Annotated in this window: 12 protein-coding genes and 1 riboswitch; of the genes, 11 read left to right on the top strand and 1 reads right to left on the bottom strand. The window is 42.9% G+C overall.

Annotation, left to right across the window (positions count from 1 at the left end; all coding sequences use genetic code 11):
• Positions 1-37: 37 nt before the first annotated feature.
• Together SRRS_RS22050 and SRRS_RS22045 are read left to right on the top strand one after the other, a co-directional pair.
• Positions 38-1,435: an FMN-binding glutamate synthase family protein gene (locus tag SRRS_RS22050; protein WP_371363552.1), complete on the top strand. Its 1,398-nt coding sequence runs from the start codon at positions 38-40 to the stop codon at positions 1,433-1,435.
• A gap of 184 nt (positions 1,436-1,619) precedes the next feature.
• The gene (locus SRRS_RS22045; protein WP_371363551.1) at positions 1,620-2,090 is read left to right on the top strand and encodes a GNAT family N-acetyltransferase; all 471 of its coding nucleotides are present in this window, start codon (positions 1,620-1,622) and stop codon (positions 2,088-2,090) included.
• A gap of 11 nt (positions 2,091-2,101) precedes the next feature.
• Here SRRS_RS22045 and SRRS_RS22040 read toward each other — a convergent pair whose 3' ends face one another.
• Positions 2,102-2,671 carry a xanthine phosphoribosyltransferase gene (locus SRRS_RS22040; RefSeq protein WP_371363550.1) on the bottom strand — a complete coding sequence of 190 codons (570 nt, stop codon included), beginning with the start codon at positions 2,669-2,671 and terminating at the stop codon, positions 2,102-2,104.
• 98 nt (positions 2,672-2,769) lie between these two features.
• Positions 2,770-2,870, bottom strand: a riboswitch (purine riboswitch).
• A gap of 50 nt (positions 2,871-2,920) precedes the next feature.
• On the opposite strand from SRRS_RS22040, the gene SRRS_RS22035 reads away from it, so the two are divergent.
• The 9 genes from SRRS_RS22035 (at position 2,921) to SRRS_RS21995 (ending at position 12,861) form a co-directional block, all read left to right on the top strand.
• Entirely contained in the window at positions 2,921-3,571 is a 651-nt protein-coding gene (locus SRRS_RS22035; RefSeq protein ID WP_371363549.1) for an HAD family hydrolase, read from the top strand.
• 103 nt (positions 3,572-3,674) lie between these two features.
• Positions 3,675-4,544 carry a 3D domain-containing protein gene (locus SRRS_RS22030; RefSeq protein ID WP_371363548.1) on the top strand — a complete coding sequence of 290 codons (870 nt, stop codon included), beginning with the start codon at positions 3,675-3,677 and terminating at the stop codon, positions 4,542-4,544.
• Positions 4,545-4,758: 214 nt separating this feature from the next.
• Positions 4,759-6,192: an ATP-binding protein gene (locus SRRS_RS22025; RefSeq protein ID WP_371363547.1), complete on the top strand. Its 1,434-nt coding sequence runs from the start codon at positions 4,759-4,761 to the stop codon at positions 6,190-6,192.
• A 12-nt stretch (positions 6,193-6,204) separates the two neighbouring features.
• Positions 6,205-6,624, top strand: coding sequence for a tripartite tricarboxylate transporter TctB family protein (locus SRRS_RS22020; RefSeq protein ID WP_371363545.1), 420 nt, complete (start codon positions 6,205-6,207; stop codon positions 6,622-6,624).
• Positions 6,625-6,639: 15 nt separating this feature from the next.
• On the top strand, positions 6,640-8,160 hold the full coding sequence (locus SRRS_RS22015; protein WP_371363544.1) for a tripartite tricarboxylate transporter permease: 1,521 nt from the start codon (positions 6,640-6,642) through the stop codon (positions 8,158-8,160).
• Between the two features lie 75 nt (positions 8,161-8,235).
• Positions 8,236-9,177 carry a tripartite tricarboxylate transporter substrate binding protein gene (locus tag SRRS_RS22010; RefSeq protein ID WP_371363543.1) on the top strand — a complete coding sequence of 314 codons (942 nt, stop codon included), beginning with the start codon at positions 8,236-8,238 and terminating at the stop codon, positions 9,175-9,177.
• A gap of 111 nt (positions 9,178-9,288) precedes the next feature.
• On the top strand, positions 9,289-10,230 hold the full coding sequence (locus SRRS_RS22005) for a Bug family tripartite tricarboxylate transporter substrate binding protein (RefSeq protein WP_371363541.1): 942 nt from the start codon (positions 9,289-9,291) through the stop codon (positions 10,228-10,230).
• 80 nt (positions 10,231-10,310) lie between these two features.
• Positions 10,311-11,282, top strand: a complete 972-nt coding sequence (locus SRRS_RS22000) for a Bug family tripartite tricarboxylate transporter substrate binding protein (protein ID WP_371369910.1) — start codon at positions 10,311-10,313, stop codon at positions 11,280-11,282.
• Positions 11,283-11,694: 412 nt separating this feature from the next.
• Positions 11,695-12,861 (top strand): ABC transporter substrate-binding protein, encoded by a 1,167-nt coding sequence (locus SRRS_RS21995; protein WP_371363540.1) that lies wholly within the window; start codon positions 11,695-11,697, stop codon positions 12,859-12,861.
• Positions 12,862-12,935 lie beyond the last annotated feature (74 nt).

Here is a 12,935-nt window from a genome sequence, read left to right as displayed (position 1 = left end):
TGGGTAAACTATCGGGTAGAATATGGAGGTGATATCCATGCTTTTGAGCTGGATGATGATGAAGATGCTCGATCCCATGGCTGATGAGGCTATGGCTAAGATGTTTACCGAAGACTACCCGGATAATCCGTTCCTAATGGTAACGGTTATGGAAAAATTGTCGCCCCGTGCTATGTTCGAGGCGGCTATGCGGGCCGAAGTGGGCAAGGAATTGACAAGACCTTTGGGAAGTCCGATAGTATTGTCTCCCTGGGATAAGATTTTACTTAACCCCAGGCAGTTATTTCAATTGCCAAACCCTGACTATACCCAGGTCGATACTAAAACCATCATTGGGCCTACAGCCAAAAAACCGCTGCAGTTAGATATACCAATCATGATTACAGGTATGTCCTATGGCGGATCGTTGAGTTTACTTATCAAAATGGCGCTGGCCAAAGGCGCAGCCATGGTCGGCACCTCTACCAATACCGGCGAGTCTGCCGTTACTAATGAGGAACGCGATGCCGCCAAGTATCTGATAGGTCAATACCACCGGGGCGGTCAGCTAAGTGGTCAGGAACAACTCAGCCGGCTGGATGCCATCGAGATTCAATTAGGGCAGGGAGCCTGGGGTGGGGCAGTTGATGAACCCATGCCTGCAACGATGATTGGCCGCCATCTGCGTCAGGCCTGGCATTTGGAGGAAGGACAGGGAAATACAATTTATGCCCGGATGCCTGGCAAACAGACGCCGCAGGATTATATAAAAATGGTTAATTCTATGAAAGAACAGTACGATGTGCCGGTAGGAGTAAAAATTGCCGGAACTGATTATATCGAGTATGAATTGGCGGTAATTGCCCAAACCAAAGCAGATTACATAGTTGTCGATGGCTCTGAAGGCGGTACGGCAGCCGCGAACCCTACCCTGCAGGATAGCGTTGGCTTGCCAACCTTCCATACGCTTATTAGAACCATTGACTGGCTCCAAGATAATAACCTAAGAGATCGGTTCAGTGTTATTGTTACCGGCGGCATGACAACGCCCGGACATTTCCTTAAGGCTATGGCGCTAGGGGCTGACGCTGTATATATTGGCACCATCGCCTTGATGGCGGCAATGCATGTACAGGCGCTAAAAACTCTGCCACAAGCGCCGCCCAGTCAGTTAGCCCTGTATACCGGTAAAATGACTGACAAATTAGATGTAGATATTGCCGCAAACCATCTGGCCAATTTCCTGAAATCGTGCACGGTAGAAATGCAGCTTGCCGCACAGGCGGTCGGCAAACAGGCGCTGAAAGATTTGGATCGCAGTGACCTGGTGGCTGTAGAAAATGATCTGGCTGAGTTTGCCGGTATTCGTTATGCCGGCAGTCACAGACAGCCGCAAAGACAAGAGTCGATCGAAAAATCGACGTATAATCAGCCACATAATTTGCAATTGCAATAGGATAAAAAATGAGGCGGTCTTGCCTGGTAAGCATACCGCCTTATTTTTGTTGATGGTACTATTTATCGGACAAGCAGGAAAATACTTACCGCATAACGAATAATCAGAGCCATAATTCTCAAACAGGAGAACTATGGCTCTGATTATTCGTTACAAAGTTTTGTTAGGATTGGGGCGGTAATATATGCAAGAAATCGAAATGCAAGAATTAACAAAGGATAAGCTGGAAGAAGCGATCGAAGTTTTTCGGCTAGGCGGCTGGGATGATACCAGTTTGCTGTACGTTAAAGCAGAAATGACTGCTTTTTTAAATGGTGATATCTCCGGGTATATTCGAGCTAAATTTATAACAGCTGTAGTAGATGGGCGTATTATCGGGGTAGCTGCCTGGGCGCCGTCAATGTGCGCTTTTGCGGTTTACGAACTATCCTGGGCAACTGTGTTGCCTGAATGGCGACGACGCGGTGTTAATACCCGGATGCTGCAGGACCGTCTGAAGCGGATACGGCAGTCTCATGGCCCCGAACCGTTTGTAGTTATAGTATATACTTGGGATAATCCCATGTATGCTAAAACAGGTTTTTCTTGCCTTAAGCCTCCAATCAGGAGGGAAGATCCGTATACCGGTAAGTGTCTGCTTGTAGCTCACTTCTGAATGCAATCCTGTTATAGGAATTGCACTTTGCCGTTGGAAAAAGCTTTTATCCGGGCCAGTGATTCAACCCGGTAACCTGCCTCGGTTAATTTGCGAGCTCCTGGCTGGAAGGACTTTTCAATGACAATTCCGATGCCTACAACTTTGGCGTTGGCTTGCTCAACAATTTTGGTTAATCCGGCGGCGGCTTCGCCGTTGGCCAGGAAGTCATCAATGATAAGGACATGGTCTTCCGGGGACAAAAACTTTTTGGATATAGTAATTATATTACTTTCGCCTTTGGTATACGAATAGACCTTTGTGGTATATACGTCGTCGGTGGTTGTGGTGGGCTTTTTCTTGCGGGCGAAAACTACGGGAACTTTAAGAATGAGTCCGGTCATTACCGACACAGCGATACCTGATGATTCAATAGTTAAGATTTTAGTTATTTTTTCATTGCTGAACCGGTTGGCAAACTCTTCCCCGATTTTCATCATAAGTTCCGGGTCAATTTGCTGGTTCAGGAAAGAGTCGACTTTAAGTAAAGAATCATTTAGAATCAGGCCATCGGTCTGAATTCTTTGTTTTAATAAATCCATTATATCCTCCTGTTTTAAGGGGAGTGGCCAGAAAATACAAAAAAGCCTCAGTTGGAAACTCCGCTTGCTAGATGAGAGCGAAACTTCCCGATAGGCTTAATTCCTACGGGTATTAACGTAGACAGGCAATTTACGGTTGCCGGTAGAGACTTCTGGGCCATATTCCCAAAATTATACGGTTAGTATTTATTTAGATATAATTGTAGAAGTTTTTCAGGGGGTTGTCAATAAATATAAGGAGCCGATGGTATGAAGTATAACGTAATTTTATTTGATTTAGACGGAACACTGACTGATCCAAAAATTGGGATAACTAAATCGGTACAGTATGCATTAGTTAAATTTGGTATTGAAGAATCTGATTTAGATAAACTTATCCCTTTTATCGGTCCGCCGCTGGTGGAATCCTTTCAGGAATTTTATTCGTTAAATCAAGAGCAAGCGCAAGCGGCAGTGCGCTATTACCGGGAATACTTTGCCAAAACCGGGATGTATGAGAATGCCGTTTATCCTGGGATTAAAGAACTGCTTGCCGAATTAAAAAGCACCGGGAAAGAGCTAATTGTGGCTACCTCCAAACCAACGGTATTTTCCGAACAGATTATCGAGCATTTTGGGTTGACACAGTTTTTTAAGGCCATTGTCGGCAGTAATCTTGACGGTTCCCGGATTCATAAAGATGAGGTCATTGCCTTTGCCTTGCAGGAATTGACCGGCATTGCTTATGACAGAGTGATAATGGTTGGCGACAGAAAACATGATATCATTGGCGCTCAAAAGAACGGTATTGCATCTATTGGGGTAACTTATGGTTATGGTACGCAGGAGGAGCTTATGCAGGCTAAGCCTGTTTATTCAGCAGCAACAGTTGAAGAACTTGGAAAATTGCTGCTTTTGTAGCTGCAAATTTTTTCGTTACCCTGTTTGTAAAAAAATACTTTGGATTGAAACTGCTGTTTGGCCAAAACTATAAATAATAGTTTTGGAAGGAGGCGAATTGATAGTGAAACACAAGTCGCACCGCAGGCATACCAAATCGCTTAAACGAAAAATTAAACGCATGGCGGCGGCAGCGGCAGTTGCCGGTGTTGCCTTTGTTTCGTCCGCATTCCTCCCAGGGTTGCCCGCAACCGCTCACGCTTCGGCTCTTCCTGATGCCGGCGTTCAGCCGGATGCGAGTATTCAACAAACAGTAAATAGTGCGAAAGGGCAGTTTAACTTACAGACAGAAAGCAAAGTTCCGTTAAAGAAGGCCATCAGAATTCAAGCCAAGGCGGCTGAAAAGCAAGCCGCGGAACAGGCCGCCAATAAAGCCGCAGAACAGGCCGCCAATAAAGCCGCAGAGCAGGCCGCCGATAAAGCCGCAGAAAAGGCTGCCGATAAAGCTGCAGAAAAAAAGGCCGCTGATAAAACTGCCGCTGATAAAACTGCGGATAAGGCTGGCGATGGTGATAAGACTGCAGAAAAAGCTGCCGATCAGGCTGGCGCTGAAAAAACACCGAATAAACAAGTGCAAGCCAAGCCGGCAACAGATAAGGCTTCACCCAATGCTCCGGAAAATTTCCAGGAAGTTTTAAATATTAAAGCCACTGCTTATGCCCCTGGTCCTCACGATAATGATCAATGGGGCGATAAAACGTATATGGGTACAACCGTAAGACCGGGAATTATTGCTGTAGATCCTAATATTATTCCGCTGGGTTCGAAGGTTTATATTGAATATCCGGATGGTACAGGGCAGTATGCCGTTGCCGAAGATACCGGCGGAGCAATCAAAGGTAACCGGATTGATGTCGCTGTGAATTCGGTTGATAAGGCGTATGACTTTGGCATTAAAAATGTAAAGGTTTATGTAGTTGATAAAAAGGCATAAAAATATAAACGGCAAGGCACTCAAAGCTCCACCAGTTAACTGGTGGAGCTTTCTATTTAAAACAATATTTTCCATTATACTGCAAAATAGAAGGAATTTATTGTGATATAGAGAATAGAAACAAAAGAAATATTTGCCAATTTTATCAATATATACAAAATATTGTATAAGTAAGTCGCTTAATATTTTACCAAGAAAGACTGATGAGGAAAGCATGAGACAATTCAATCTGACCACGAGATTAAATATCAAGGCAATATGTATAATCTCTATTTTTATGATTTTTTTTACAATGCATAATCAATGGATATCCTATCAAGCAAGAATTGCGGTACTTAGCCGCAATATGGATCGGTTTACTGCTTATCTCCAGACAGTTATCCCACCCGAGTTCCTAATAATAAATGAAGAATCGGTAGCTGGCCCAATTAGCTTGGAAGAGCAAGTGCTTGCTATTAATAACAAAGTTCAGCCAATCTTAAATAATATTTTTATGCCCTCCTCTGTGGTTAAATACGGTGTTTACTCCAGTAAACATAAGCGGATAGTTGCGATTGGACCGGAGCTAGAAAAGCCTATGTTAAGTGTAGAGACAACTTGGTGTGATATTGGGGATGCATCCTGTTCCGGGGAAAAAAGTAACTCAGTTGTTTGGTATGGTGCGCAAATCATGTATTTTGTCAAACCGCTAACGTTCAATAATGAGGTTGTCGGTTATACGTTTGCCTGTATTAATTTAGATAGAGTCAGGCAAGAAATTTTTTGGGCTAATACGCAAAAGCTGCTGTTAGGAGGCATTATTGCACTGCTCATTGCCATCATGCTTTTTCAGGAGATATTTATTAGGCTAAAGAAAGATCTTGCCTTGTTTGCTGAAGCTACAGTAGCGGGGCAGAGCAAAGGGTTCGAGAGTAAAATCCCGGAATTGACACCGGTTTTGCAGTATTTAAGTGAGCAAACGGATCGAATGGCTAGGTTGGACAGGCTAAATATTATTGGCGAGATGGCTGCCAGCATTGGCCATGAAGTCCGTAATCCAATGACAACGGTGCGGGGCTTTTTGCAATATATGGGGAGTAAACCGAATTTTTCCGAATATAAATCACAGTTGGACCTTATGATTAGCGAAATTGACCGGGCCAACAGCATAATAACCGAGTTTTTGTCATTGGCAAAAAATAAGGCGATGCACTTTAAAGATTCCGATTTAAATGCAATGATTTGTGAAGTTATTCCGTTATTAGACGCAGATGCTTTGCGCTATAACTGCCATATAAAACTGGATTTAAACGAAATTCCGCCTGTTTGTGTGGATCACAACAGCATGCGTCAACTTATATTAAATTTAGTCAGGAATGGGATAGAGGCTATGCCGGATGGAGGGGAAATCACTATAAGTACCGCTTATAAGCAAGGCAAAGTATTGTTATCTGTAGCCGATCAAGGGGTGGGCATTTCCCCTGAGGATAAAGAAAAACTGGGAACGCCATTTTTTACAACCAAGGAAAACGGTGTCGGTCTGGGGCTGGCGGTTTGCTACCGCATTGTTCAGCGCCATAATGCCACAATTACAGTAGAGAGTGAGCCTGGCAAAGGGACTAGCTTTTTGATTAAGTTTGCCGCCGCTGCGATGCCGCAAACCAATTAATGAGGTGTTAAAATGGCAGAAAAAACCTTATCCTTTGTCTTCTTGCTTGTTAGTATTGGTTATGTATGGGCTGCTTGTGATTTATCTTTCGGCAGGATGAATGCGCCTAAGGCTGGTTTTTTACCGGTAATTTCGGGTAGTATCGCTATTTTTTTAGCGGCTATCATTATTGGTAGACTAATGCTTAAGCAGCAAATTAAAGCTGCCAGCCAGGTTAATTGGAGAAAGTTAACGGTTGTGGTTTTTGGTTTGCTGTGTTATGTAGCTTTATTTGTTTACATTGGCTACACCGCAACTACATTTGTTATTTTGTTTTACTTGCTAAAAGTCACTGAAATGCCAGGCTGGGTTAAACCTTGTTTGCTTTCCGCGGGGGTTGCGGGGAGTTTCTACTTTATCTTTGCGGTTCTATTAGGATGTAATTTGCCGTAGTTGGAGTGAATTTAAATGGACATTTTGAGTATGCTGATTGAGGGGTTCTACGTTAGTATTCAGCCGGTAAATCTGCTGGCTTGTACCTGCGGTGTCCTAATCGGAACCTTGGTGGGTGTTTTACCGGGGATAGGACCGTTAGGGGCAATTACTTTATTACTGCCTGTAAGTCTGGTAATGGACGCTACCTCTTCGATTATTATGTTTGCCGGGATTTATTACGGTTCTATGTTTGGCGGCTCTACGACATCAATACTTTTAAATGTTCCAGGCGAATCCGCTTCTCTGGTGACTTGTATAGATGGTTATGCAATGGCCAAAAAAGGCAGAGCAGGCGCTGCCCTGGCCATTGCGGCTATTGGCTCGTTAATTGCGGGCACTTTGGGACTGTTGGGTTTGACTTTCTTTGCACCCGTTATGGCTGAGCTTGCTTTGAAGTTCGGACCACCGGAGTATTTTGCGATAGCGGCCATAGGGCTGCTAATCCTTATGCGATTGACTGGTAAATCCATGCTGAAGTCAGGTTTTATGGTCGCGTTAGGAATTATGCTTGGTACTATTGGATTGGACAGCTTGACAGGTATTAGCCGGTTTGCTTTTGGCATTGATACATTACAACGCGGGATTGAATTTGCAATCATGGCAATGGGCGTATTTGGTGTAGGCGAAATACTTGACACCATGGTACAAACGCAGGAAAAAAGGAAGGTGCTGCCCTTTAAGTTCAGAGAGCTCTACCCCAATAAGGAAGAGTGGCGGCGTTCGGTAACTCCTATTTTCCGCGGTGGGCTAATTGGTTTTTTGATTGGGTTGATTCCAGGGCCGTCGGCTACCATGTCGACCTTTGTTTCTTATGCGGTGGAAAAAAAGCATAGTAAATGGCCGGAAGAGTTTGGCAATGGAGCAATTGAGGGAGTGGCAGGACCCGAGTCAGCCAATAATGCGGCGGCTTCGGCAACTATGATTCCGCTACTATCTTTAGGCTTGCCCTTTTCTGCCAGTGCGGCTGTAATGTTAAGCGGATTTTTGCTTCATGGCGTTGTGCCCGGGCCTATGCTGATTTCTCAAAATCCCGATCTGTTTTGGGGACTTATCGCTAGCATGTATATCGGGAATGTCATGTTGCTTATTATTAATCTGCCACTTGTTGGTATATTTACCTACTTGCTAAAAACGCCAATCAATATTCTTATGCCGGTTGTTTTAATGATAACCATAACCGGGGCCTATTCCATCAATAATAGCGTGTTTGATGTGATGTTGTTGGTTATTTTCGGAATACTCGGCTTTTTTATGAAGCAGACAGGCTATGAACCAGCACCACTGGCACTGGGGCTGATTCTTGGGCCAACCCTAGAAAGTGGCCTGGCGCAGGGGTTAATCATTGGTGACGGCAGTATCTGGTTCTTTTTCTCGCGGCCAATATCGGGAACGATCCTCTGGTTAGGGGTAGCTTTGCTAATTTACCAATTTGCTAATAGGCTCATGACCTGGAAACAGGCTAAAAAATATAAATCTGAGGTGGGAGGTTGTTAAATGGGCTACAGGAAAAAGCTTCTTAGTCTTCTGGTAAGCTGCTCGTGTATAGCCATTATATTAGGGGGGTGTAGCATGTCAACGGGAAGTGTAACTTCTGCTAAATATCCTACTAAACCTATTACTGTGATTGTACCTTTTGCCGCCGGAGGAAGTGCAGATTTAATGGCACGGGCGTTAGAAAAGTCTTCCAAAAAATATCTTGGCCAGCCCTTAGTGATTACTAATGTGACCGGCGGTGCGGGGACGCTTGGTATGAATGAAATAGCTGGAGCAAAACCGGACGGCTATACGATTGGAGCTATTGGGGCGAATGTTATACTGCAACCTCTTTATGGGGAAACGAGATATCATTATCCTACCGCTATGGAGCCTTTAGTTCAGGTAGTAAGCTCGCCCTCGGTAGTAGCAGTGCTTGCTGATAAGCCGTGGAATAACATAAATGATTTGGTTGATTATGCAAAAAATCGTCCTGGAGAAATTAAGTTTGGACATGCAGGATTAGGAACAACAGCACATGTTGTAGGTGAAATGTTTGCCAAGGAAGCAGGTATTAAAGTTGTCCAGGTTCCCTTTAAAGGTGACTCGGAAGCTCTTACTGCTTTGCTTGGTGGACATGTGCAGTTCATTCCAGGTACTCCGTCTTCTTTGAAAGAACATGTAAAAAGCGGGAAAGTTAAAATACTTGGGGTTGCCGAGGAAAACCGCTTGACTATTCCTGGTTTTGAAAATGTGCCGACTTTAAAAGAACAGGGAATTAACGTTGCCTTTAATTTCTGGATTGGAGTAGTTGGGCCCAAAGGCATTCCGGCAGAAGAACGGGCAAAACTCACTGCTGGTCTTAAAGAAATGATTAACGACCCTGAGTTTAAACAAAGCATGCTTGATATTGGAATGTCAGTTGAATACTTGGGCCCTAATGAGTTCAGTGATTGTTGGGCAGAAAATAATGTAAAATTGACCAAGATTATAAAGGAAACCGGTATTGCCGATATCATTAAGGCACAAAAAAAATAGGAGTTTATAAATTTTTTAATTGGGGATAGTCAGATGGGCTATAAAAATAAAGTGCTTACGCTAATGGTAGTTTTTTTATGCATGTCAATTATATTAGGGGGGTGCAGTAATATGTCAAAGGAGAGTACAACTTCGGGACAATATCCTTCTAAATCTATTAATATCATTGTGCCTTTTGCCGCCGGAGGCGGTATGGACTTATTGGCAAGGACGCTAGAAAAGTCTTCTCAAAAGTATCTCGGACAACCTTTGGTTATTGTCAATATAGCTGGCGGTGGAGGTACGCTTGGTATGAACGAAATGGTTGCCGCAGAACCAAATGGATACACGATCGGTGCCGTCGGCACTAGTACAATATTACAATCCCTTTATGGTGAGACAAGATATCATTATCCTACCGCTTTGGAGCCGATCGTTCAGGTAGTGAGTGCACCTAAAGTAATAGCTGTTCTTGCTGATAGACCTTGGAACAACTTAAGTGATTTAGTCAATTATGCCAAAGAGCATCCTGGTCAAATTAAATTTGGGCATGCAGGATTAGGAACAGCGACACATGTTGTGGGTGAGATGTTGAACAAAGAAGCAGGCATTAAGCTTGCTCAGGTTCCATTTAAAGGTGATTCAGAAGCGCTAACTGCTTTGTTAGGCGGACATATACAAATTCTTTCAGGCAATCCGGCTGCTTTAAAAGAACACGTGCAAAGTGGAACAGTCAAAATATTGGGTGTTGCTGAGGAAAAACGCATGACCATCCATGGATTCGAAAATGTGCCAACATTTAAAGAGCAAGGAATTAATGTTTCGTTTAACTTTAGCAATGGAATAGTAGCTCCTAAGGGTATTCCGGCAGCTGAAAAAGCAAAATTAGTAGCTGGACTTAAGAAAATGATTAATGATCCTGAGTTTAAAAAGGTCATGATGGATATAGGAATGGAAGTGGAGTACTTAGGTCCAGATGAATTTAATGACCGATGGGCTGAAGATAATGTGAAATGGACTAAGATTGTAAAAGAAACAGGTATCGCCGATATAATTAGGGCGCAAAAGAAATAGGGGTTTATAAATTTTAAATTGGAGATAGTCCGATGAGCTATAAAACTAAATTACTTGTGGTGCTGATAGGCCTTTTATGCATGTCAATTATATTAGGGGGGTGCAGTAATTTGACAAAGGAGAGTGTAATTGCGCGGCAATATCCTACTAAGCCCATTAATATCATTGTACCGTTTGCTGCCGGGGGTGGTATGGACTTACTGGCAAGAGCGCTGGAAAAATCATCTCATAAACATCTTGGACAACCGTTAGTGGTTGTTAATGTGACCGGGGGTGCCGGTACAATCGGCATGAACGAAATTGCTGGTGCAAAACCTGATGGATACACAATCGGGGTCGCTGGTACTAGTGCGATATTACAACCGCTTTATGGCGAAACGAGATACCATTACGCTACAGCCTTGGAGCCTCTGGTTCAGGTAGTAAGCTTACCAATGGTCGTAGCAATACAAGCGGATAAGCCCTGGAATAGTGTAAACGATTTAGTGAATTATGCTAAAGAACATCCTGGTGAAATCAAATTTGGACATGCGGGATTAGGATCAACAAGTCATATTGCTGGTGAGATGCTTGGCAAAGAAGCAGGAATCAACGTTGTGCAGGTTCCTTTTAAGGGCGATATGGAGTCCCTTACTGCCTTATTAGGTGGTCATGTACAATTTATTTTTGGAAATCCGGCTGTTATAAAAGAACATGTAAAAAGCGGGAAAGTTAAAATATTGGGTGTTGCTGAGGAAACACGTTTGACTATCCCTGATTTCGAAAATATACCTACATTTAAGGAACAAGGAATAAATCTTGCGTTTAATTTTTGGATTGGAATAGTTGCCCCAAAAGAGCTTCCAGTTTCGGAAAAGGAAAGGTTGTTGGCGGGTCTTAAGGAAATGATTAACGACTCCGAGTTTAAGAAAAGTATGGCAGATATCGGAATGGAAATAAAATACTCAGGTTCAGAGGAATTTGGTGATCGATGGCTAAAAGATAACATAAAGCTAACGAAGATTATAAAAGAAACTGGAATAGCCGATATAATTAAAGCGCAAAAGAAATAATAAATGAGTTAAATTAAAGTGTGCTATCTTCTTTCGGGAAGAGGGCACACTTTAATATTTATAAGAAGAGTAAAAATAAAAGAAAAATATAAGCCAAAAGACATGAGTGACGGACAAAGAAACCGTATGTACATTCGATGAGTACAAATGAATAAAAATATAATAATAGTTAAACAAAAAGAGCTAAAAATACCTTGAAATAATAAAAAACATGTAATATAATTTAGAATTATAATGGATAGAGGTTGAAAAAATACTATAAAAGTATTTTAACAGTATACTTTTGCAGTATGTAAGCAAAGGCTCATTTTATATTTTTTGCCTGATATAAACTTATATTATAAAGTTTATTGTGCAATTTTATGCATTCAGGACAAGCAGCTGCAGCCAAAAAAGAGGAGGAATTTTAGCAATGAAGAAGACAGGGGTAAAAACGGCAGCCATGTTAATTATCATGTTGCTCATGGCAGGTATTGTAACTGGTTGCGGGGGAGCGAATTCCAATGAAGTCAAAATTGGAATTTTAAATGAGATGACTGGCGGCAATGCAACTATGGGGACTTCTTCAGCCAATGGTGCGAAGATGGCAATTAAAGAAGCCAACGCCAAGGGTGGGGTACTTGGCAAACAAATTAAAGCTGTTATTGCCGATAACAAAAGTGAACCCTCTGAAGCGGCCAATGCTATGACTAAATTGGCGACGCAGGACAAAGTTGTAGCCATCACCGGTATGTTTGCCAGCTCCAATGCTATCGCTGCCTCTAGTGTAGCTGAGTCCACCAAAGTACCGTTTTTAGCAGTGGGTGCAACTAATCCCAAAGTTACTGTTGATGAGAAAACCGGCAAGGTAAAAGACTATACGTTCCGTGTTTGCTTCATCGACCCGTTCCAAGGAACGGTAGGCGCTAACTTTGTTCTCAATACCCTAAACCTTAAAAAAGCTGCAATGTTGGTTGACAGCAGCAGCGACTACAGTAAAGGTTTGGCTGCATTCTTTAAAGATGCTTTTACCAAAGGCGGCGGCGCGGTTTTAGCCGAAGAGGCCTACTTGCAAAAAGACCAGGATTTTAAAACAATCCTGACCAAAGTTAAGGCACTAAATGTCGAAGTTCTTTATGTACCAGGTTATTACGAAGAAGTTGGCAAAATCGTAAAACAAGCGCGGGAGCTTGGTATTACCGTACCTATTGTTGGCGGCGACGGCTGGGATTCGCCAAAGCTTGTGGAAATAGGGACAGCAGCGGCACTCAACAATACTTATTTCACGAATCATTATTCGGTAGATGATACCAGTGCTACTTCTAGAGAATTTGTTGAAGCCTACAAAAAAGAATATGGACAGGCACCTGACGCTATGTCCGTACTTGGCTATGATGCGGCCAATGTGCTGATTGACGCTATCAAACGCGCCAACAGCCTGGACCCGACTAAAATTCGTGAGGCTCTTGCCGCTACCAAAGACTTTACTACCATCACTGGTTCGACGACTCTGAACGCAACTCATGACGCAGTGAAAAATGCTGTTATTATCGAAATGAAAGACGGCAAGCAAATGTTTAAGGCTACGGTTAAGCCATAGGTATCGTATATAAATTGAAGGGCAACCCTATTATTGCTGTAAGGCATAGATAGGGTTGCTTCTTTATTACTTTA

Origin of the sequence: Sporomusa rhizae (assembly GCF_041428845.1) — a bacterium.
Classification (GTDB): domain Bacteria; phylum Bacillota; class Negativicutes; order Sporomusales; family Sporomusaceae; genus Sporomusa; species Sporomusa rhizae.
Note: the sequence above shows the minus strand (reverse complement) of the source record. Positions and strands in the feature narration are given on the sequence as shown.

Bases quoted from the DNA above. Each gene is read 5' to 3' on its own strand.
- SRRS_RS22050 (WP_371363552.1), top strand. From the start codon at position 38: ATGCTTTTGAGCTGGATGATGATGAAGATGCTCGATCCCATGGCTGAT.
- SRRS_RS22045 (WP_371363551.1), top strand. From the start codon at position 1,620: ATGCAAGAAATCGAAATGCAAGAATTAACAAAGGATAAGCTGGAAGAA.
- SRRS_RS22040 (WP_371363550.1), bottom strand. From the start codon at position 2,671: ATGGATTTATTAAAACAAAGAATTCAGACCGATGGCCTGATTCTAAAT.
- SRRS_RS22035 (WP_371363549.1), top strand. From the start codon at position 2,921: ATGAAGTATAACGTAATTTTATTTGATTTAGACGGAACACTGACTGAT.
- SRRS_RS22025 (WP_371363547.1), top strand. From the start codon at position 4,759: ATGAGACAATTCAATCTGACCACGAGATTAAATATCAAGGCAATATGT.
- SRRS_RS22020 (WP_371363545.1), top strand. From the start codon at position 6,205: ATGGCAGAAAAAACCTTATCCTTTGTCTTCTTGCTTGTTAGTATTGGT.
- SRRS_RS22015 (WP_371363544.1), top strand. From the start codon at position 6,640: ATGGACATTTTGAGTATGCTGATTGAGGGGTTCTACGTTAGTATTCAG.
- SRRS_RS22010 (WP_371363543.1), top strand. From the start codon at position 8,236: ATGTCAACGGGAAGTGTAACTTCTGCTAAATATCCTACTAAACCTATT.
- SRRS_RS22005 (WP_371363541.1), top strand. From the start codon at position 9,289: ATGTCAAAGGAGAGTACAACTTCGGGACAATATCCTTCTAAATCTATT.
- SRRS_RS22000 (WP_371369910.1), top strand. From the start codon at position 10,311: ATGTCAATTATATTAGGGGGGTGCAGTAATTTGACAAAGGAGAGTGTA.
- SRRS_RS21995 (WP_371363540.1), top strand. From the start codon at position 11,695: ATGAAGAAGACAGGGGTAAAAACGGCAGCCATGTTAATTATCATGTTG.